The organism is Devosia sp. ZB163 (genome assembly GCF_028613635.1).
GTDB lineage: Bacteria > Pseudomonadota > Alphaproteobacteria > Rhizobiales > Devosiaceae > Devosia_A.
The window spans coordinates 816,553-837,099 of sequence record NZ_JAQRMY010000003.1; the positions used below are offsets into that span (position 1 = coordinate 816,553).

Annotated in this window: 18 protein-coding genes; 6 read left to right on the forward strand and 12 right to left on the reverse strand. The window is 65.5% G+C overall.

Going from position 1 to position 20,547, the window contains the following annotated elements:
• Positions 1–223: 223 nt before the first annotated feature.
• On the forward strand, positions 224–421 hold the full coding sequence (locus PRN20_RS17870) for a hypothetical protein (protein ID WP_273958962.1): 198 nt from the start codon (positions 224–226) through the stop codon (positions 419–421).
• A gap of 3 nt (positions 422–424) precedes the next feature.
• Here PRN20_RS17870 and PRN20_RS17875 read toward each other — a convergent pair whose 3' ends face one another.
• The 4 genes from PRN20_RS17875 to uvrB form a co-directional block, all read right to left on the reverse strand.
• Positions 425–673, reverse strand: a complete 249-nt coding sequence (locus tag PRN20_RS17875) for a DUF7662 domain-containing protein (protein ID WP_273958963.1) — start codon at positions 671–673, stop codon at positions 425–427.
• Positions 674–896: 223 nt separating this feature from the next.
• Positions 897–2,501: an ORC-CDC6 family AAA ATPase gene (locus PRN20_RS17880; protein ID WP_273958964.1), complete on the reverse strand. Its 1,605-nt coding sequence runs from the start codon at positions 2,499–2,501 to the stop codon at positions 897–899.
• Positions 2,498–3,184: a hypothetical protein gene (locus PRN20_RS17885; RefSeq protein WP_273958965.1), complete on the reverse strand. Its 687-nt coding sequence runs from the start codon at positions 3,182–3,184 to the stop codon at positions 2,498–2,500. Before PRN20_RS17885 ends, PRN20_RS17880 begins: the two co-directional genes overlap by 4 nt.
• 196 nt (positions 3,185–3,380) lie before the next feature.
• Positions 3,381–5,795 carry an excinuclease ABC subunit UvrB gene (gene uvrB, locus PRN20_RS17890; RefSeq protein ID WP_273959056.1) on the reverse strand — a complete coding sequence of 805 codons (2,415 nt, stop codon included), beginning with the start codon at positions 5,793–5,795 and terminating at the stop codon, positions 3,381–3,383.
• A 477-nt stretch (positions 5,796–6,272) separates the two neighbouring features.
• On the opposite strand from uvrB, the gene PRN20_RS17895 reads away from it, so the two are divergent.
• From PRN20_RS17895 to PRN20_RS17905, 3 genes are all read left to right on the forward strand, one after another.
• A complete protein-coding gene (locus PRN20_RS17895; RefSeq protein ID WP_337956261.1) occupies positions 6,273–9,881 on the forward strand; it encodes a class I SAM-dependent DNA methyltransferase in 3,609 nt (1,202 codons plus the stop codon).
• 133 nt (positions 9,882–10,014) lie between these two features.
• On the forward strand, positions 10,015–11,172 hold the full coding sequence (locus PRN20_RS17900; protein WP_273958967.1) for an MFS transporter: 1,158 nt from the start codon (positions 10,015–10,017) through the stop codon (positions 11,170–11,172).
• A gap of 452 nt (positions 11,173–11,624) precedes the next feature.
• Entirely contained in the window at positions 11,625–12,581 is a 957-nt protein-coding gene (locus PRN20_RS17905; RefSeq protein ID WP_273958968.1) for a Kelch repeat-containing protein, read from the forward strand.
• Here PRN20_RS17905 and uppS read toward each other — a convergent pair.
• The gene (gene uppS / locus PRN20_RS17910) at positions 12,578–13,249 is read right to left on the reverse strand and encodes a polyprenyl diphosphate synthase (RefSeq protein ID WP_273958969.1); all 672 of its coding nucleotides are present in this window, start codon (positions 13,247–13,249) and stop codon (positions 12,578–12,580) included. The two genes, PRN20_RS17905 and uppS, sit on opposite strands and share 4 nt — an antisense overlap.
• A gap of 43 nt (positions 13,250–13,292) precedes the next feature.
• On the reverse strand, positions 13,293–13,658 hold the full coding sequence (locus PRN20_RS17915) for a transcriptional regulator (RefSeq protein WP_273958970.1): 366 nt from the start codon (positions 13,656–13,658) through the stop codon (positions 13,293–13,295).
• A 753-nt stretch (positions 13,659–14,411) separates the two neighbouring features.
• On the opposite strand from PRN20_RS17915, the gene PRN20_RS17925 reads away from it, so the two are divergent.
• Positions 14,412–15,245 carry a peptidoglycan-binding protein gene (locus tag PRN20_RS17925; protein ID WP_273958971.1) on the forward strand — a complete coding sequence of 278 codons (834 nt, stop codon included), beginning with the start codon at positions 14,412–14,414 and terminating at the stop codon, positions 15,243–15,245.
• Here the strand turns inward: PRN20_RS17925 and arfB are convergent.
• Positions 15,242–15,667: an alternative ribosome rescue aminoacyl-tRNA hydrolase ArfB gene (arfB, locus tag PRN20_RS17930; RefSeq protein ID WP_443112592.1), complete on the reverse strand. Its 426-nt coding sequence runs from the start codon at positions 15,665–15,667 to the stop codon at positions 15,242–15,244. The genes PRN20_RS17925 and arfB overlap by 4 nt on opposite strands.
• A gap of 10 nt (positions 15,668–15,677) precedes the next feature.
• Positions 15,678–16,010, reverse strand: a complete 333-nt coding sequence (locus tag PRN20_RS17935) for a winged helix-turn-helix transcriptional regulator (protein WP_273958972.1) — start codon at positions 16,008–16,010, stop codon at positions 15,678–15,680.
• A 212-nt stretch (positions 16,011–16,222) separates the two neighbouring features.
• Here PRN20_RS17935 and PRN20_RS17940 point away from each other — a divergent pair, with 212 nt between their 5' ends.
• Positions 16,223–17,608, forward strand: a complete 1,386-nt coding sequence (locus tag PRN20_RS17940) for an MFS transporter (RefSeq protein WP_273958973.1) — start codon at positions 16,223–16,225, stop codon at positions 17,606–17,608.
• A gap of 67 nt (positions 17,609–17,675) precedes the next feature.
• Here the strand turns inward: PRN20_RS17940 and PRN20_RS17945 are convergent, their stop codons facing one another.
• The 4 genes from PRN20_RS17945 to PRN20_RS17960 all read right to left on the reverse strand — a co-directional run bounded on the left by PRN20_RS17945 (position 17,676) and on the right by PRN20_RS17960 (position 20,370).
• On the reverse strand, positions 17,676–18,356 hold the full coding sequence (locus PRN20_RS17945) for an SH3 domain-containing protein (RefSeq protein WP_273958974.1): 681 nt from the start codon (positions 18,354–18,356) through the stop codon (positions 17,676–17,678).
• A gap of 159 nt (positions 18,357–18,515) precedes the next feature.
• Positions 18,516–19,091 carry a peptidase inhibitor family I36 protein gene (locus PRN20_RS17950; protein ID WP_273958975.1) on the reverse strand — a complete coding sequence of 192 codons (576 nt, stop codon included), beginning with the start codon at positions 19,089–19,091 and terminating at the stop codon, positions 18,516–18,518.
• A gap of 294 nt (positions 19,092–19,385) precedes the next feature.
• Positions 19,386–19,775: an acyl-CoA thioesterase gene (locus tag PRN20_RS17955; protein WP_273958976.1), complete on the reverse strand. Its 390-nt coding sequence runs from the start codon at positions 19,773–19,775 to the stop codon at positions 19,386–19,388.
• Positions 19,765–20,370, reverse strand: a complete 606-nt coding sequence (locus tag PRN20_RS17960) for a thymidine kinase (protein ID WP_273959058.1) — start codon at positions 20,368–20,370, stop codon at positions 19,765–19,767. The genes PRN20_RS17955 and PRN20_RS17960 overlap by 11 nt, the downstream gene beginning before the upstream one ends.
• Positions 20,371–20,547 lie beyond the last annotated feature (177 nt).

The following is a 20,547-nucleotide window of genomic DNA, read 5'->3' on the forward strand; positions in this document are numbered from 1 at the left end:
GCAAGCGGCGGGACTGGGGGTGGTTGCGGTCGTCCCCGCCGCGTTTGCGGGTATCTCCGCCTGCGGCGGGCCGCGGAAACGAGGCCTCCCGCCGACGCGGGGGTGAGCCGCCGGCCAGTGCGGGCGTTCGCCGCCAGCGGCTCCGCGCAGGGTTGTGACTCGCATATGTTCCTGTTTTGTTCTAGAGTGGATGGATCGAACCGTCCATGCCGGAACTACGCCCATGCCCCAGCACACGATCGCCCTCAACGGCCGCACCACCCGCCACCCGAGGTTCACGCCGGAGGAAGCCGAAACCCTCAGGGCGAAGGGCTTCCGCTTCTCGATCTACCGCCCGGAGGAGGATGAGTTCAGACTCAGCCTGCCGCTGCAGACGATCGAAGACCGGGCGCATGGGACGCTGACGATCGAGCAGGGGTGAGGGTTAGAGGCGACGAAAGGTAACCAGTCCGCGCTCTTGATCGGCTTTGTCGACGGTCCACCCCGCGTCAATCCAGGCATGATCTTGAGACCTGTGGGCGACGTTGGCCGACCACCATGCCTGATGCTTGCGGGCGCTTGGCGGCAGAGGCGCTTCCAAGATTGCCTCGATTTCTACGAAGCTGAGCGTCACCGCCGAGCCCTGTTGGCGTTGAAGATGACTCCTAAGCGGTTCGTACTTCTCGCCGACCATGCCTGCTGCCCCACAATGACCGACAGCTTGCCTCGCCATGGGCGATGTATCAAGCACGAGGTGTGGGCTAAATCGAAGACGTTCAGGCTGAAGGGCTTTCGCTTCTCGATCTGTCGGCCGGAAGAAGACGACCTCCGGCTGACCCTTCCGCTGCAGACGATCGAGGACCGGGTGCACGGGACACTGACGATCGAGCAAGGGTGGGGGCTAGGAGGGGGCAGATTTAGCCAGATAGATACTCTAGCACCGCCGCTACGGCGGCGTTCCTCATCCGCCTAGCGCGCTTATTGCCTACATACAGAGCCTCCTTCAGCTTCTCTTCTGTCGCACCGAACACTTGGCCCACAGTTTTGAGCCCCAACTCCAGAAGTTTTTCCTTTTGCCACTCGGAGACGTCCAGGACGTCGATCGACTTGTCCATCTGGGCTTGCAACGAGAAATTGTTGCCGCCTGCAATCGCTGCACTCTGATCGAGTAGTTTCTTGTAGGTGGGGTGGTTGGCGCCATACTCCGTCATGCGCTTTGGGGTCAGTTCAGACGCAATTTCAAACGCAGTTGCCGTTGGCGTGGACTCGTGCGCGAACAGGCAACCAAGGTTGACCATATAGCGAGTTCCAATCTCCGCGCGCGACGCCTTAATGCCAGACGCTTGCTCATTCACTATGCCTGTATAGGCAAGCACGCGTAGAGCCTCTTTGACAATCTCCGGTGCGTCGCGGTGAAGCCAAAAATAGGCACTAGTCGCCTTGTCCGATGACAGGTACTGATCGTTTTTTGCCTTAATATCTAACGTTACCGTAGACTCTACAAACGACCGCCCCCAATCGATTACCGATCGGTGACCAGCATATTTCTCAGATAGTGTCGAGTGTTCCGCCCAAATATCGGTTCGGTAATAATCACGAATTACATTTGTTACCTCAGTCGAATTTACTCGGGGAGCTGAAGCTAGGGTCTTTAACAATATTCGTGGATTGCCCGACGCGGCGTAAGCGAGTATCGCAAAATTGCGGCCGTTCTGAGCTATATTTCGTAATGTTGCTGACTCCGCCTGCTTTTCGACAATCTCACGCATGTTGTCGACATAGTTACTAGCTTGGACATCCCGGTCAATCGACAGCATCGTGGCGTCGTGCACCGGTTGAAAGGTTTCACCAAAGCTAGTTACGCCTGGGTATACTGCCGCATTGCAGGTTATGCAGTGACTTCTCAGGTCGCGAAAAAGAGTAAAAAACTGCCTTTGCTGATCTGGCAAGAAAATGTGCGCCGCTTCGTCTATGAGTAGTACAAACCTCTTAATATTCAACTCATCCGATAGATCTTCCAGTGCTTCTTTTAGGTCGTCTACACTTGGAATTGCGCTGACATCGATCGGGGCTGTGGGGGATTTCCATGAATTCTCGAACGCCTCCGCGATTTGCTCTATCTTGGAGGTGGACGTTGGGGAGTTCTGATCCCCGGTCAAAAGCTTGGCTGTTGCGGGCGCAGCACTTATGATGCCTGCCTTCATCAAAGATCTAACTGCAGCCGAGCAGATTTTTGCCAGCATCCAATGTTTGAACTGCTGCTGGTCGGGGGAAAGCAGGAGTGAACTCCTGACAAAGCTTAGATAGATCGGAAAAATTCGGTCGCTTTCAAACGACTCGAGCATCTCCTGTTGAGCGACCCGCAGCAGGAACGACTTTCCGACCCCTCGGCTTCCAACTACAATGGTAGGGTTTCGGTTTTTCAGCGCGTTTACGATCTGGCGATCCTGCTGAGTCTCAACAAAATAGCCCAACACCTCATCCGGTTTCACATCTTCAGTGCGATAGAAGAAGTCGCTCATTTAGCCGCCCCAAAAAGTGCCTGGACTGCAGGCAACTCACCAATTGCGTCAGTCAAAATCGGTTGAACTGACGAAAGATCGTCGGTGCCGAGATAGCTGCCGAAACGCGCGGCAAACGCAAACGTGATCGCCAAGTGCACACTGTCGGCAAGCTCATGCCAAGCGATGAACAACTCTTCCTTCAATTTGACGTGCGAGCCAGCCTGTTCGTGCGTTTTCCAGTTCCCATGAACGTATTCAGAGCACTCGCGGTAGCTAGCGGCTGCGATAGCCCTATACTGGGCCCCGTTCTCAGCAAACTCCGGCGAAAACGCCTTAATGAAATTCTTCGAGAATAGTCCCTCCTCATTGTCGATCACAGCCCCCCAGTTGATGTCTGCCGAACCTGCGACCCATCTGCGATAGCGTATTTCCTCGGCGGAATAGAATATCCCGCTTAGCGCGAGTTCCATCGTGAGTCTGAGGCTCATAAATGCATGCCGATACAGACCGCTGGCCAAGGCGAATAACGCATACTGATACTCTAGGTGCGCGACCTCAAGCATCGCCGATTCTGGTCGCGTTTTGATCGCGGCGGAAAAAGACGAGTACTCATCAAGATAATTGTGCGACTGTGATTGTCTGGCGAGCAGGTTTGCGTCGCTGCATACTTCCTCAACTATTGTCGCGGCGCTGGTGTTCAAGCCAAGGTAGTATTCTTTGAGTGATAATGTAGCCAATGCCTCCCCCCAAGGCGCTTGCAAACGTCGATGGTTAGCGCTCTTTTGGGCGAAAGAGAAGGTCCTCCTAGTTGCGAGAAGGAAGGAAACGCTGGCCCGCTGTCGCGAAAGCGCCAAGCGCTGCTTTTCAAGCTCCCAAGAAGCTGTTCAGGCACTCAGGTTAGCTATCCTCCCGCGCCTCCAGCACATCCAGCTCCATCTCCCGCAACCGCTTCACCTCGTCCCTCAGCCTTGCGGCCTTCTCGAACTCCAGGTTCGTCGCCGCTTCGCGCATTTCGCGTTCGAGGTCCTTGATGACCGCGGCGAGGTTGGCGCCGGCTTGCACCTTTTCTTTTCCGCTCTTGTCCTTGCCGATCGAGACGGTGACGTGGTCCTGTTCGTAGATGCTGTCGACGATTTCCTTGATGTTGGACTTTACCGACTGCGGGGTGATGCCGTTGGCTTCGTTGTAGGCCTGCTGCTTTTCGCGGCGGCGGTTCGTCTCCGCCATGGCGCGTTCCATGGAGCCGGTGATGTTGTCGGCGTAGAGGATGACCTTGCCGTCGACGTTGCGGGCGGCGCGGCCGATGGTCTGGATCAGTGAGGTTTCGGAGCGCAGGAACCCTTCCTTGTCGGCATCGAGGATGGCGACGAGGGCGCATTCGGGGATGTCGAGGCCTTCGCGCAGCAGGTTGATGCCGACGAGGACGTCGAAGGCGCCGAGGCGGAGGTCGCGGATGATCTCGATGCGCTCGATGGTGTCGATGTCGGAGTGCATGTAGCGGACGCGGATGCCCTGCTCGTGCATGTACTCGGTGAGATCCTCGGCCATGCGCTTGGTGAGCACGGTGACGAGGGTGCGGTAGCCGGCCTTCGACACCTGGCGGATCTCGTCGACGACGTCGTCGACCTGGGTCTTGGCGGGGCGAATCTCGACCGGGGGATCGATGAGGCCGGTGGGGCGGATGACCTGCTCGGCGAAGACGCCGTTGGCCTGCTCCATTTCCCAGGCGCCGGGGGTGGCCGAGACGTAGACGGTCTGCGGGCGCATGGCGTTCCACTCCTCGAAGCGGAGCGGGCGATTGTCCATGGCGGAGGGCAGGCGGAAGCCGTATTCGGCGAGGGTCGCCTTGCGACGAAGATCGCCGCGATACATGGCGCCGAGCTGGCCGACGGTCACGTGGCTTTCGTCGATGAAGACGAGGGCGTTGTCGGGCAGGTATTCGAACAGGGTCGGGGGCGGCTCGCCCGGCTTGCGGCCGGAGAAGTAGCGCGAATAGTTCTCGATGCCGGCGCAGGAGCCGGTGGCTTCCATCATCTCGAGATCGAACAGGGTGCGCTGCTCGAGGCGCTGGGCCTCGAGGAAGCGGCCGGCGCCGTTGAGCTCCTGGAGGCGCGCGGCGAGCTCCTTCCTGATCTCCTTGATGGCGCCGGTGAGGGTGGCGCGCGGCGTGACGTAGTGGCTGTTGGCGAAGATGCGGACGCTGAGCAGATCGGACGACTTCTTGCCGGTGAGCGGGTCGAACTCGGCGATGGATTCGATCTCGTTGCCGAACAGCGTGATGCGCCAGGCGGCATCCTCATAGTGGGCGGGGAACAGTTCGACCGTGTCGCCGCGGACCCGGAATGTGCCGCGGGTGAAGCCGGCGTCGCCGCGCTTGTATTGCAGCTGGGCGAGGGAGCGGAGGAGCTGCTGGTGGTCGACCTTCTGGCCCTTGCGGAGATCGAAGGTCATGGCGGTGTAGTCTTCGACCGAGCCGATACCGTAGATGCAGGAGACCGAGGCGACGATGATGACGTCGTCGCGTTCGAGCAGGGCGCGCGTCGCCGAGTGGCGCATGCGGTCGATCTGCTCGTTGATGGTCGATTCCTTCTCGATATAGGTGTCGGTGCGCGGAACGTAGGCCTCGGGCTGGTAGTAGTCGTAGTAGGAGACGAAGTACTCGACGGCGTTGTCGGGGAAGAACGACTTCATCTCGCCATAGAGCTGGGCGGCCAGGGTCTTGTTGGGCGCGAGGATGAGGGCCGGGCGCTGGGTGCGCATGATGGTCTGCGCGGCGGTGAAGGTCTTGCCGGAGCCGGTGACGCCGAGCAGCACCTGGTCGGTCTCGCCGTTCTCGATGCCTTCGACGAGGTCGGCGATGGCGGTGGGCTGGTCGCCGCGCGGCTCGTACTGGGTGACGAGCTTGAAGGGCACGCCGCCTTCGGATTTGTCGCGCGGGGCGGGGCGGTGGGGCTTCCACTCGGTGTTGCCCTCGACCTCCTTGCGGCCGTGCAGGATGATGTCCTCAAGGGCCTTCACGGTGGCGGAGATGCCCACGGTCTGCGCGCCGGCCAGCGACTGGCCGGGCATGTTCCTGGCCTTGACCTTCTTCTTGGATGTCTCGAGCGCCTCGCGCAGCTGCTCCATGACCTCGGGGTCCTTGGCGGCCTGGCGGGAGATGTCGCGCGCCGTGACGCGTGAGTCTTCGTTTTGCGCGCTGCGCGTCGCCGCGGACGGGAGGTGGCCGAAGCCGGCCTGGTCCGACTCGCCCATGCCGCCGAAATCCGGGCGATCGACGGAGTTGGCCTTGGACTTGGGGGCCTTCAGCGTCATGCCGGTGGCGGCGGACTTGGCGGTCTTCTTCGGCTTCTCGAGGGGCTGGGGAGCCAGGGGCTGGATACCGGTGCCGGCGGCCTCGGCGGCGCGGCGGGCGGCGTTGTCGAGGGCACGCTTGTTCTTCAGCCGCTCCTGCGGGAGGCGCTTGTTCAGGCGCTCGTCCTCGGCCTTCTCGATCTCGCCGAGGAAGTCGTCGATGGAGAATTCGGTGGCTGCGGGCTTCTTCGGAGCGGGCATGGCGGACTCGCGACGGTTCGATCTCGGGGCTGCCCCTCACCCCGGCTCGCCCGGCGAGGGGCGAGGGGCACAGGCAGGGCGCAGCGGACACCATAGATAGGTGTGCTGTCAGGAAGTGTCAGTATTCGGATGCGGGACGCTAGCATGCTGCGAACGGAAAGGGAACGGGTAGGTAGTGGCCACTAGGGGGAGTTCCGAACGCGGGCGAACACCGGCGGTGCGAGACTGCCGCCCGGGATGGGGATTTCAGAGGCTGGCGTCGATACCGACGCGCTTTCGGGGCTCATTGCGGACGTCAAGGCCTCGGGCGGTTCCGAGATTGCGAACACGCAGCCATTCGTCGAACGCCTGTGCCGTGCGCTCGGGCTGGAGCCGCCGGCCTTCAGCAGCCAGCAGAACCTACACAACGACTACGTGTTCGAGCGGCGCATCACCTTCAAGCATCCGGACGGCTCGACGTCGCCTGGGCGCATCGACCTCTACAAGCGCGGTTGCTTCGTGCTGGAATCGAAACAGTCGAGCCTGCGCGAAGCCAAAGCGCATCGCGACCAGCTTGATCTGGAGCCCGAAGACGCGACCCGGGTGAAGCTGGGTACGGCGCGGCGTGGCACGGGCGGCTGGGACCGGGCGATGCTGGCGGCTCGCAACCAGGCCGAGAGCTACGCCCGGGCGCTGCCCGTGGAGCATGGCTATCCGCCGTTCCTGCTGGTGCTCGATGTCGGACACGTGCTCGAGGTTTATGCCGACTTTTCGGGGCAGGGGAAGAACTACGCGCACTTCCCCGACCGGCAGGGGTACCGGCTGGCGATGGACGACCTGCTGCTGCCCGACGTGCAGGAGCGGCTGCGGGGGATCTGGACCGAGCCGCTGGGCCTCGACCCGGCGAAGCGTTCGGCGGAAGTGACGCGGGACATTGCGGGGCGGCTGTCGATCATCGCGCGCCGGCTCGAGGGCAAGCACGACGCGCGCGACGTGGCCGAATTCCTGATGCGGTGCCTGTTCACGATGTTCGCCGAGGATGTCGGGCTGCTGCCGGGAGCGGGGCTGGCGGAGCTGCTGAAGCAGCTGTCGAACCGGCCGGAAGCCTTTCCGATGGCGCTTGAGAGCCTGTGGAAGACGATGGATGAAGGCGGCTACGAGCCGCGGATGATGGCGACGCTCAAGCGCTTCAATGGCTCGCTGTTCAAATCGCGCCGGGCGCTGCCGCTGGCTGCCGAGGACATCCACGAACTCTATGTTGCCGCGATGCAGGACTGGTCGGACGTGGAGCCGGCGATCTTCGGGACGCTGCTGGAGCGGGCGCTCGACCCGCGGGAGCGGAGCAAGCTCGGGGCGCACTACACGCCGCGCGCCTATGTGGAGCGGCTGGTGATCCCGACGATCATCGAGCCACTGCGCGCCGACTGGGACGAGGTGCAGGCGCATGTGGCGGACCTGAAGCGCGAGGGCAGGGATACCGAGGCGCTGCAGGCGGCGCGAGAGTTCCACCACAAGCTGTGCACGACGCGGGTGCTCGATCCGGCCTGCGGCTCGGGCAACTTCCTGTATGTGTCGCTGGAGCTGATGAAGAAGCTCGAAGGCGAGGTGCTGGAGGCACTCGAGGGGCTAGGGGAGGACCAGCGCCGGCTGCTGATGGAAGGCGAAACGGTCGGACCGCGGCAGTTCTACGGGCTGGAACTCAACAAGCGGGCGGTGCCGATTGCCGACCTGGTGCTGTGGATCGGATTCCTCAAGTGGCAGCTCAGGACGGTGGGGCTGGGCCAGATCGCGGAACCGGTGCTGCATGCCTATGGGACGATCCGGCACCAGGACGCGATTCTCGCCTATGACAGGGAAGAACTGCTGCGCGACGACAAGGGCGCGCCGGTGACGCGTTGGGATGGCGTGGGGATGAAGCTGCATCCGGTGACGGGTGAGCTGGTGCCCGATCCCGAGAAGCGCGTGGAGGTGTACCGCTATGTGAACCCGCGGCCGGCGGAATGGCCGGAGGTGGACTTCATCGTGGGGAACCCGCCGTTCATTGGCGGCAAGGACATGCGGGCCGAACTCGGCGACGGGTATGCCGAGGCGGCATGGAAAGTACGGCCGGAAGTACCGGGCGGCGCCGACTTCGTGATGCACTTCTGGGACCAGGCGGCGGAGTTGCTGCGGCGGAAGGGGACGAATGCGCTGCGGCGGTTTGGGTTCATCACGACGAATTCGGTCACGCAGACGTTCTCTCGGCGGGTGATCGAGCGGCATCTGAACGGCAAAGTGCCGGTGTCGCTGGTCTACGCGGTGCCGGATCATCCGTGGATGAAGGCGGCTGACAAGGCGGCGGTGCGGATTGCGATGACAGTCGCGGAGAAGGGGGAGCGAGATGGCGTGCTGGCGGAGGTGGTCGGCGAGGCGGAGCTGAATACGGATACGCCTCAGGTGGGGCTCGAACTTAGCGGAGGAAGAATCAGGGCGAACCTGACGGTTGGAGCGGACCTCGGTTCGGCTCGGGCGCTGCAGGCAAACGACCTCCTCTCGAGTCCGGGTGTCAAGCTGCATGGCGCTGGGTTCATCGTGACGCCGGCGCAGGCGACATCATTGGGGCTTGGGAAGGTACCCGGGCTGGATCAGCACATTCTGAACTATCGCAATGGTCGCGACATCGCGCAGCGACCGCGCGGCGTGATGGTGATCGACCTTTACCCGCTGACGAGCCGGGAGGTGCAGGGCCGGTTCCCGGCGGCTTACCAGCACGTGCTGGAGAATGTTAAGCCGCAGCGAGATCAGAACAACCGAACAACCTATCGCGACAGTTGGTGGATATTTGGGGAACCGCGGCGGGACCTGCGTCCTGCTCTTGAGGGCCTGTCGCGATATGTCGTCACGGTCGAGACGACCAGGCATCGCACATTCCAGTTTCTCGACGCGAGCATCCGGCCGGACAATATGCTTGTGTGCATTGGCGTCGATACAGCCGAGCACCTGGCAGTCCTTTCGTCGCGCCTGAATGTGGCATGGGCTATCGCGTCAGGGGGATGGCTGGGTGTGGGAAACGATCCCCGCTACTCGAAGTCGCGTACCTTCGACCCATTCCCGTTTCCCATTTCGGTCGGCTTGACACTTTCATCATCCGACCAACGCCTCGCTCAGCTTGAGCGCCTCCGTGAACTCGGCGAACGCCTCGATGCCTTCCGCAAGGAACGCCTGGCTGCGCACGACTTCCTGACCATGACCTCCCTCTACAACGTGCTCGAGCGCGAACGGGAGTTGGACAATGGCGCCGATGTCGAGCCGCTGAGCGACAAGGAACTCGCGATCCATCAGGCCGGGCTCGTTTCGGTGCTCAAGGAGATTCATGACCATATCGATCGGGCGGTGCTGGAGGCTTATGGGTGGGGCGACCTGATCGCGCCGCTGGTGGGCAAGCCGGGGGCGACGCTGCCGAGCCCGCACAAGTCGCCGACACAGGAAGCGGCCGAGGAGGAGCTGCTCGGCCGGCTGGTGGCGCTGAACAAGGAACGGGCGGCGGAGGAGGCGCGCGGGCTGGTGCGCTGGTTGCGGCCGGACTACCAGATCCCGAGGCTGGGCAAGAAGGTGGTTGGCGCGGGCGAGCAGATCGAGGCGGATCTCGGGGTGGCTGCCTTGGCCGTGCAGCGGCCGAAATGGCCGGGCGATGCCTTCGAGCAGATCAGGCAGGTGCGCGAGGTGCTGGCCACCGCTCAGGCGCCGCTGCCGGTGGAGGGGATTGCCGTGGCGTTCGACGGCCGATCGACCGAGAAGCGGCGCGACCGTATCCGGCAGGTATTGTCGACGCTGATGGCGACGGGGGCGGCACGCACCGCCGGCGCCGCCTTCTTCGTGCCTCGGTAGGTCGCCCGCCGACAGCCTGCTGATCTCGATAGGTCGTCAGTCCAGAGGCATCGACCAAAGGAGGGACTGACGGGACGCCTGGGGTCTGTTCAACCGCGCTCCCGGCCGCCAAGAATGGTGGCGAGGGGGAATCATGGATTCGCGGCTGTATTGGCTGGCGCTGGCGGCATTCGTCGGCGCCATCGAAGGGGGACTGATTGCCGGATTGCTGCCGCTGATCGGTGCCGACCTCGGGGTAAGCCTGGGGCAGGCGGGGTTGCTGGTGCTGTTCTACTCGCTGGCCTATGCGTTCGGCCCGCCGCTCTTGGCGCTGCTGCTGGGCGGGGTGGGGCGGCGGCGGATACTCGCGGGGGCGGAGTTCGGGTTCGCGGTGTGCGCACTGCTCATCGTGCTGGCGACGACCTTCGAGGCGCTGGTGGTGGTGCGGACGGCGCTGGCGGTCGCGGCGGGCACCTATACCGGCACGGCGATGGCGACGGCGGCGATGATCGCGCCCTATGGCAAGCGCGGGCGCTACATGCAGGTGATCAGCATGGGGCAGGCGATCGCGGCGCTGGCGGGCGTGCCGCTCGGCGCGTGGATCGCGGCGGAGTTCGGCTGGCGCCTCGTCTATGTGATGCTGTCGGTCATGGCGGGCCTCGCGGCGCTGGCACTGTATGTGAAGCTGCCGCGCGGCATGGCGGGCGACACGCTGACGATCAAGGATCGGCTGCGGGTGCTGCGCAACCCGGGGATGGGGCCGGCGCTGCTGTCCACATTGATCTTCATGATCGGGTCGGCGCCGATGATGGTCTATATCGGCGCACTGATGACGGCGGCGGGGGTGGGCTACGACACGCTGCCGCTCGTGCTGCTGGCGGGCGGTATCGGCGCCATAGCCTGCAGCGCGACCGCGGGGCGGATGGCCGACCGGTTCGGCAGCGCGAGGACGGCGATGATTGCCGGGGTGGCGGTGACGGTGGTGATGCTGGTCTTCGTCGGGCTGCCGCATGTTCCGGCCGATCTTGCCTTGCCGGCGCTGATGCTGACAGTGGGGGCGCAGGGGTTCGTGGTGCGGACCTATTCGATCGCCGTGGCGAGCCATATGGCGCAGATCGCGCCGGGGGCGGTGCCGGTGGCCATCTCGCTCAACATGTCGGCCTTCCAGATCGGCATGGCGGTCGCGGCGGCCGTGGGCGGCATCGTGGTGGATGGCTGGGGCGCCATCACCCTGCCGCTGATCGGGGCGCCGCTGGTGATCATCTCGCTGATCGTGTGGCGTTCGGTGCCGGAAGGTCCGGGGGAGAACTGAACCACGTTCGCGCCCTGCGATCGGCGTGGCAAGCGCCTTGGGTCGGATCCAGCGGTCTGGAGCGCGTCGCTGCTGCGCTGCAGCACCTGGGAGCTCTTGAAGCCGGCAACCAGCGAAACCGTGGTGCCGAGGACGAGGATGATGGGCCAGGGTATCGAGAAGCCGGCGGTGGGCGGGAAGATGAGCACTGCGACGATGCTGATCAGCGCCATGTAAATGACGCTCCGGCGCGACCAGAGGGCGAAGTCGATCAGCCGATATGACCGCCCAACCTGCATGCGCGTTCTCCAATGCGACGAGCGTCGCAGCCGATTTCTAGCGGAAGAGATGGGTGGTGCGCTATGGCCGCGCGTGACGCGCTGGCCCGGCGAATGCCGGACATAGGGTGGCCTCGGGTGGACGGGGGCGATTGCATCGGACTAACCTTCGGGGCGAGGGCGTAGGAGGATGCAATGCGGTGGTCGCTGGGCCTGGTTCTGCCGATCCTGATGTTGCCGCAGGTGGCGCTGGCGCAGACCTGCGCGCCGAACACCTGGCGCAACGCCGCGCCGCTGCCGGTCGAGCGGACGGAGGTCGCTGCGGCGACGGACGGGCAGTCGATCTATTTGGCGGGCGGGATGGCGGCGGACCCGGCGACGGACCTCGTGACGGTGTTCAGGTATGATCCGGCGGCGGATGCGTGGACTGGCCTCGCAAGGCTCGACCATGACGTGAACCACACCGGGCTCGTTGCGCTGGGGGGCAAGGTCTATGTCGTGGGCGGCTACGAGTCGCCGGGCAACCGGCCGACGGCGCGGGTGCGGGCGATCGACATCGCGAGCGGAAGCGTAACCGATGTTGCACCGCTTCCGGCGCCGCGGGGAGCGCTGGTCGCGGTGGTGCTGGACGGGAAGATCCACGCTATCGGCGGAACGACCGACAGGAGCGTCGCGACGCACGAGGTCTACGATCCGGCGACCGATGCGTGGACGACGGCTGCGCCGATGAAGGTGGCGCGCAACCATATCGCGGCGGCGGTGTCGGGCGGGAAGGTCTACGTGTTCGGCGGGCGCGACGAGCAGACATTCGTGCTGACGGCGGCCGAGGTCTACGACCCGGCGACCGACGGCTGGGCCCCGGTGGCGTCGCTGCCGACGGGGCGCAGCGGGATCGGCGCTGCCGAGGTGGGGGGACGAATGGTCGTCTTCGGTGGCGAGGTGATGGGCGCGGGCGGCGGGCACACCTTTGCGGAAGTCGAGGCGTTCGACCCGGCTACCGGTCTGTGGACGCCGTTGGCGCCGATGCCGACGTCGCGGCATGGGCTGGGTGTCGCGGCGATCGGGGACGAGATCTACACCATCTCGGGCGGACCCGAGCCGGGGCTGACGGTCAGCAGCGTGAACGAGGTGCTGTGCGCGGCGGCCCGCTAGGCCGCGGGCACGGCGCCGAAGCTGCGGGTGCGGACGGCGAAATCGGCGAGGGCTGCGTCGAACTCGGCGGGGCCGAAGTCGGGCCATTGCACCTTGGTGAAATAGAGCTCGGCCTGGGCGCATTCCCACAGCAGGAAATCGGAGAGGCGCTGGTCGCCGCCGGTGCGGATCAGGAAATCGACATCCTCGGTGCCGAGCCGTTCGGCCAGGGCTTCGGCGGTGACGCCATCGGCGACGGCGGAGAGGATGGCGTCGCGTGCGGAGTAATCGATGGCGATGCGCAGGTGCAGGCGGGTGCCGCCGGCCGTGGCGCGCTCGGCGGCGGTGATGGCGCGCGCGAGGCCGAGCGGCACACGATCGCGCCGGCCGAGCACGGTGATGCGGACGCCGTTGCGGCGGAGCTCGGGCGCCTCGACGAGGAGGAAGTGGCGGAGCAGTGACATGAGGCCGGCGACCTCGGGCTCCGGGCGCTGCCAGTTGTAGGTGGAGAAGGCGTAGAGCGTCAGTGCGCCGATACCGTGCCCGATGGCGGTGCGGACGATGGAGCGGACGGTGTCGGCGCCGACCTCGTGGCCGGCGGAACGCGGCATGCCGCGGGTTTCCGCCCAGCGGCCATTGCCATCCATGATGATCGCGACGTGGAGTTTGTGGCTGGAATTTGTTTGCATCGTAAACCTATGGGGCGAGGTTGAGGGATGTGGGGGGCAGAGCTCAGGCGGGGCGGAGCTTTGGGTCCGTCATCTCGGCCGTTTCGGCGCGGGCCGAGGCGTCGCGGACCACCTGTTCGAGGACGCCGAGGTAGTCGAGGAAGCGCTGGCGGCCTTCGGCGGTGAGACGGATGTCGGTGCGCGGGCGGCGGGACTCGAAGGCCTTCGAGATGGTGACGAAACCGGCCTCCTCGAGCACCGAGAGGTGGCGGCTGAGATTGCCCTGGGTGAGGCCGCAGAGCCGGATCAGGTCGTTGAAGGAGAGGCCTTCGGGGCGGCTGACCAGGGCGGTGACGATACCGAGCCGGGCCTTCTCGTGGATGACGCGGTCGAGCCCGTCATAGGCGAAGGGGGCGGGATCAATGGGCATTGGAGGCTCCCGAAGCGCGATGGACGATGGCGGCGACGAGGAACTGGCCGACGGTGAAGGGCAGGCCCATGAACCAGGGCGAGAGCGTGTGGTCGCGTGCGGCCAGCAGCAGGACGGCGAAGCCGGAGAGCAGGTACCAGGCTGCCGCGAGAGGCATGGCGCGGGGAAGTGAGCGGGCGGCGGCGAAGATGCCGAGGCTGACGAGGATGAGCCACAGGCCGGGCAGCAGCCAGGCGAGATCGGGCGGGCGAGGGCGACGAAGGCGAGGAGGCCGGCGCCGGCGACACCGGCCGGAACGAAGTTGAGCACGGCCTCGCGGATCATCTGGTCGGCGAGCCCCACATGATGACGGTCGGCCCGGCGCAGCATCTCGGCGCCGATGAGGGCAGTGGCGACGACTGCGGCGACGACCCAGGCGGCGAAGTAGGGGGCGGGAGCAGGCGACGGGCCCGACCACAGGGTCTGGGCGAGGGCGACGGCAAAGGCGAGGACGCCGGTCAGCGCGAGCGCCGCGGGGCCGAGGCCGAGGAACTCGCTCGAGCGAGCGAGGCGGCTCTTGATCTCGACGATGTCGGCCAGGGCTTTGTCGAGGTCGGACAAGGGCTTATCCGGTTTGCGATGCAAAGTAGATTGCGGCGCAGATTCGGGCGGACTTGTGGCGGGCGCGACGCCGTCCGTAGTCATCCCAAGTTATCCCCACGCGGACGGCGGATCATAGAATGGGCCGGGGAGGCGCGGACCGGAGGGGGAACCATGATCTCGGAGGCAGTTCTACGTCAGCTTTATCCTTCGGCGCGGGAGGGGGCGGTCGAAGGCGTCGTGAGCCAGGCCGGGGAGGTGCTGAGCCAGTTCGGCATCTCGGATCGGCAGAACCGGCTGCATTTCTTCCTCGCGCAGATCGGACACGAGTCCGGCGGGCTGAGGATCGCCGAGGAGAACCTCAACTACACGGCGCCGCGCATGATGCAGGTGTGGCCGTCGCGGTTCCCGACTCTGGCTTCGACCAACGGCCTTGCGGGCAATCCACGGGCGCTGGCCAACAGTGTCTATGGCGGCCGGATGGGAAACGACGCGGCCGATGACGGCTGGACCTATCGCGGGCGGGGCTTCATCCAGATCACCGGGAAGGACGGTTACGCGCAGGTGGGAGAGCGGGCGAGGCTCGACCTCGTGGGCAACCCGGACTGGGCGGCGAAGCCGGAGCATGCGCTGAGGGTCGCCTGCGCGTTCTGGACGTGGAAGGGGCTGAACCCGAAGTGCGACGCCGGGGATTTCGTGGCGGTCACGAAGGGCATCAATGGCGGCAAGACCGGCCTGCAGGATCGCTTCAACTGGCTCGAGAAGGTGCAGGACCTCGTGGCGTGGCCGCTGAACGGGGCTGCGCCGGCCTTGCCCGAGGTGGTGCTGGGCATTCCGCGGCTCAAGGCAGCGCAACTCAAGCTGAGGGACCTCGGGCTTTATGACGGGTCGATCGACGGGATCTTCGGCACGCGCAGCCGGAAGGGACTCAAGGTCTATCAGGCGGATAACGGCCTGCCGGTGAACGGCAAGCTGACGCAGGCGACGGTCGAGCTGCTCGGGATCTAGAGATCGACCTTGCCGCGCAGGCGCTTGGTGGTGCCGCGCTGGGTCTTGGTGTCGAGGCGGCGGCGTTTCGAGCCGAGGGTAGGGCGGGTTGCCCGGCGCGGCTTTGGCGGCGTCAGGGCGGCGCGAAGCATGGCGACGACGCGCTCGATGGCGTCGTCGCGGTTCTGCGGCTGGCTGCGGAAGCGGTTGGCGGTGACGACCATCACGCCGTCGGCGGTGAGGCGGCTGCCGGCGAGCGCGGCGGCACGGAGCTTGACGGGCTCGGGCAGCGAGGGCGAGCCCATCAGGTCGAAGCGCAACTGGGCCGCGGAGGCGACCTTGTTGACGTTCTGGCCGCCGGGGCCGGGGCTGCGGATGTAGTCGATCTCGAACTCGGCGAGGGGGAGATGGACGCTGCCGCCGATGTGGATGGATTCGGGAATGGCGCGGCTCCTATTGGCCGGTGGCGCGGGCGTCGAAGGCGGTGCGGGCCATGGCGATGGTCCGGGTGTTCGACTCGGCCCAATCAACGAAGGGGCGCATCAGCCCATGCAGTTGGCGGCCGAGCGGGGTGAGGGTGTACTCGACCTTGGGCGGTACCGTCGGATGCACGGTGCGGATCAGCATGCCGTCGCGCTCGAGCTGGCGCAGGGTGGTGGCGAGCATGCGGTGGCTCACGCCTTCGAGACGGCGCTGCAGCTCGTTGAAGCGGTGGGTGCGATGGTCGAGCAGGGCGAGCACCTGCAGCGTCCACTTGTCGGCCAGGCGATCGAGCTGCTTGCGCACTTCGCAGTCCTCGCGCGAGTCCCACTGAACCACGGAATCGGGCAGGTCGGTTCTTTGGCAGTGCGTCGGTAATTCCAAAGTGCGTTCTTCCATAACGATTTAGCCTCACCTAACTGGCAACTCCCTTCAACCAGCGCCGGGCCGATGGCCGGGCGGAAAGCGGAGTTTCTGCCATGTCAGCACGGATCACTGATTCAGCAAGGGGCACGGGGATGGACTGGCGTGCCATGGGTGCACTGGCAGTGCTCTCGAGCTCGATTTTCCTCGAGGGCGTCGACGTTGCAATGCTCAACGTGGCGCTGCCGGCGATCCGGGCCGAGCTCGGGCTCGAGACGACGACGCTGAGCTTCGTGGTCAGCGCCTATGTGCTGGGCTATGCCGGCTTCCTGCTGCTCGGGGGCCGGGTGGCCGACCTGTTCGGGCGGCGCCGGATGTTCCTTGCGGCGCTGGTGACGTTCATCGCCTTCTCGGCACTGGGCGGAGTGGCGCAGGAAGGCTGGCTGCTGCTGGTCTCGCGGTTCGTGACCGGTATGTCGGCGGCGTTCATGACGCCGGCGGCGCTGTCGCTGATCACCACCAACTTCGCGGAAGGACCGCAGCGCAACCGGGCCGTGCTGATCTACGCCTCGACCGGATCGGCGGGGTTCGCGATGGGACTGGTGCTGGGCGGGCTGCTGACGGCGATCAACTGGCGGTGGGTGTTCTTTGCGCCGGTGATCGTCGCGACGGGCGTGCTGCCGTTCGCGTTCTGGCTGCTGCGCGACAGTGTCGAGCGGCCGGCGCGGATGTCGTTCGACTTCGGCGGGGCGATCACGCTCACGGCGGCGATGCTGCTGGCGGCGTTCGGCGTGACGCGGCTCGAGCATGCCGGCACGACGCTATGGGTCGGGCTGGCGTGCCTCGGCGGGAGCGTGGTGCTGGCGGCACTGTTCGTCACCATCGAGCGGACCGTGCGCGAGCCGCTGGTGCGGCTGGGCGTCTTCCGGTCGGGCTCGCTGGTACGGGCCAACCTGATCGCGCTGCTGTTCATCGGCTCGTTCATGGGGTTCCAGTTCCTCACCTCGCTCTACCTGCAGGAAGTGCTGGGCTGGACGGCACTCGAGACGAGCCTGACGCTGCTCGTCATGGCGATCGACGTGGTGCTGGCGCCGCTGGTGTCGCCGTGGTTCGTCAGGCGGCTGGGCAGCATGGGCACAATGTTCGGCGGGCTGCTGCTGGCATCGGCGGCCTACCTGATCTTCGTCAATGTCGGGCTCGACTGGAGCTACCTGCAGATGCTGCCGATGCTGGTGCTGGTCGGGCTGGCGTTCACGCTGGTCTACGGGGTGATGACGATCGTCGCCACCGAGGGCGTGGGTCCGTCGGAGCAGGGGCTGGCGAGCGGGCTGCTCAACACGTCGGTGCAGTTCGGCGCGGCGCTGGGGCTGTCGGCCGTGAGCGCGGTGATGGTGCTCAACCTCGGGGGGGCCGACACGACCGGGGCGCGGCTCGAGGCGTTGCGCTGGGCCTACCTGCTCCCGGCGAGCGGCGTGGCGCTGGGCGCGCTGATCGCCTTCACCGGGCTGCGGAGCGCGCGGCGCAGTCGGGCCGCGCAGTAGCGGTCGGGGCCCAAAAGCAGACGCCGCCCGAGGGGGGCGGCGTCCAATGTGCTTGCTGCAGCCGGGATCAGCGGACGCGGATCGAGCTGATGTTGTTGCCGGCACCACGCAGGTTCGGGACGCTGCGCGAGATCACGATGCAGCGGCCGTTGAAGTTGGTGCGCTCGCAGACCAGGGCCTCGGCATTGCCGCGGATTTCGATCGAGCGGATCGAGTCGTCCCAGTTGCCGAGACGGGCAAGGCGCTCGCCGGGGCGGGCGCAGAAGCTGTCACCACGGAACTGGGTGCGCTCGTAGAAGCAGACGCGGTCGCGCGTGCCGCCGGGGCGGCCGGGCTTGCTGGGGCGCATGTCGAAATTGCCCGAGCCGATCTGGAAGCTGAAGCCGGGGACATCGAAGCCGATGCTGACGTCGACATCAGGACGGGATGGGGCAGGACGGACGGGGCCGGGGCCCGGGCGATCGGGAACGATGACGCGGGTATCGTTGTCATCGTAGCCGTCATCTTCGCTGAGGAAGGACTGCGAGACCCAGCCATCCGGGCCGGGCTTGATCACGTAGCACCAGCCGCGCTGGCAGCGGTCGATCTCGACCCGCTGGCCGGCCCGGAGCACGTCGATGACGGCGCCGTTCACCGGGGCATTGCGGACGTTGACGGTGCTGGTGGCCACGGCGGCATTGGCCGCCGAGGCGAAGAAGAGAGAGCCGAGCAGCAGGGCTGCGGCTCCAGCGAGCCTGATGGGGAGCATGGGTTGTCCTCTCGTTGTGACGCTTGGGAGTGCCGCGGGCCTGAAACGGCCATGGCAACGGTTGGGTTCCACGCATTCGGTACAATTGCGTCTAAAATGCAAGCGCCGCCCGGACGGGTGGCCGGGCGGCGTGCGGCAAGGTGAACGCGCGGTAAACGGTCAGTAGACCCGGACCGCGCTGACGTGGTTGTCGAGGAAGCCGTGGAGCCGCGGCTCGCTGTCGTTGATGCGCTCGCAGTAGCTGTGGAAGCCGCGATCGCGGCAGAGGTCGACGGAAACGTTGCCTTCGATGGTCACCGACGAGAAGAGGTTGTCGGCGCCGAGCAGCATCAGATCCTTGAGGATGGTACCGGCCCTGGCGCACATCGAGGCGCCGGTGAAGTTGCGGCCCTCATAGAGGCAGACGAGGCCGGGGCCATTGCTCTTGTAGTTGAGGCGCGGGCCGGTGAGGGGGCCGCGGGCGACGTTGCCGAAGGCGATGGCGTAGAGGCTGGTCCAGCCGGCCTCGCGGCCGGAGTGAACGCGGCACCACTCGCGCGAGCAGCGATCGACGTAGATCCGCACCTGTCCTTCGATCCCGCCGACGACGTTGTAGTCGTAGCCGGGTCCCTCCATGAGAATCAGAGGTTGAATCGACCAGGCGGGAGTGCCGGTCTGCACGCCGCCGGAGAGGGATGCGGAAGCGCCAAACAGCAGGAAAACAAGGGAAGAGAGGGCGGTCACTAACTGCTTCATCGAAAGGCCTCGCGAAACAATGACGTGCCCGAGCCTAGCCTCAGCCCGTGACGGGCGGAAGTGTGGCGGCGCAACAGCTGGCGGGGAAAGTCCGGGTGGCCAGGACGCCGCGCAGGGTCCCAGCGCGGCGTCCTGCCGTCGATCCGCGGAAGAGGCCACCCAAGCCGCGGATCATCCGATTCCCCAGCAGCAGGCATGGGAACCAGATTGACCAGGCGAGACTGGCAAGCGGTGGCTGAACGGTGTCTGAACGAAGGCAGGGCGATGGCGTGCGGTTGTGCACCGCAGCCGAAGTCAGCGCGGGATCTGGCGCTTGTTGCCGTCGTCGTCGAGGGCGACGTAGACGAAGTGGCCATCGGTGACCTTGACGCGATCGGCGAGGCGGTTGCGACGGGCCCAGGCCTCGATGGCGACAGTGATCGAGGTGTTCCCGACACGGCTGATCGAGGTGTAGACGCACAGGATGTCGCCGACCTTGACCGGTGCGATGAAGGTCATGGCTTCGACGGCGACGGTGACGACGCGGCCCTGGGCGCGCTCGACTGCCGCGATGGCGCCGGCAATGTCCATCTGGCTCATCACCCAGCCGCCGAAGATGTCACCGGCCGGGTTGGTGTCGGCGGGCATGGCGAGCGTACGGACGGTGAGCGTGCCCTCGGGCTCAGGGGCGGCTTCAGTGGTCATGTTGTGGTCCTCTCGGCGGCCAGCGGCCGATTTCTTCTTCCCAGTGCTGGCGGCAGAGAGAGACATACACCGATTTCTCGATGGAGACCTGGTTGCCTTCGGTGAGCGCGCCGCCTTCGGTGTCGCGGCGGACGACCATCGTGGCCTTGCGGCCGCAGAAGCAGATGGTGCGGACCTCGCGAAGCTCGTCGGCAATGGCGAGCAGTTCGGACGAGCCGGGGAAGAGCTGGCCGCGGAAATCGGTGCGGAGGCCATAGCACATCACCGGGACGTTCAGCCGGTCGGCGACGCGCGCCAGCTGCCAGACCTGCTCGGAGGTGAGGAACTGGGCCTCGTCGACGAAGACGCAGTCGACCTTGGATTCCTGGATGTGGTCGTTGACGCGCTGGAACAGGTCGTCAGTGGTGCCGAACATCTCGGCCGGGGCCGAGATGCCGAGGCGCGAGGAGATGCGGCCGACATCGTCCTCGGCATAGAGCGACGAGGTGAAGAGCAGCGTGCGCATGCCGCGCTCGACATAGTTGTAGGACGCCTGGAGCAGCAGGGTCGACTTGCCGGCGTTCATCGCCGAATAGGAGAAGTAGAGCTTGGCCATGCGCCCGTTCATGCCGCAGGCAGAGACCGGCGGCGAGGGCAATCAGCGCCTCTCAACAAAAATCGGCCGCCCGACGAGGCGGCCGAAAGTGGAAACTGCCGAAGGGGCTCGGCGGCAAGCGCGTGCTGGCGGAACGGCGCCTGCCCGAAACATGCCGGTTACCAGAAACGAGGCGGA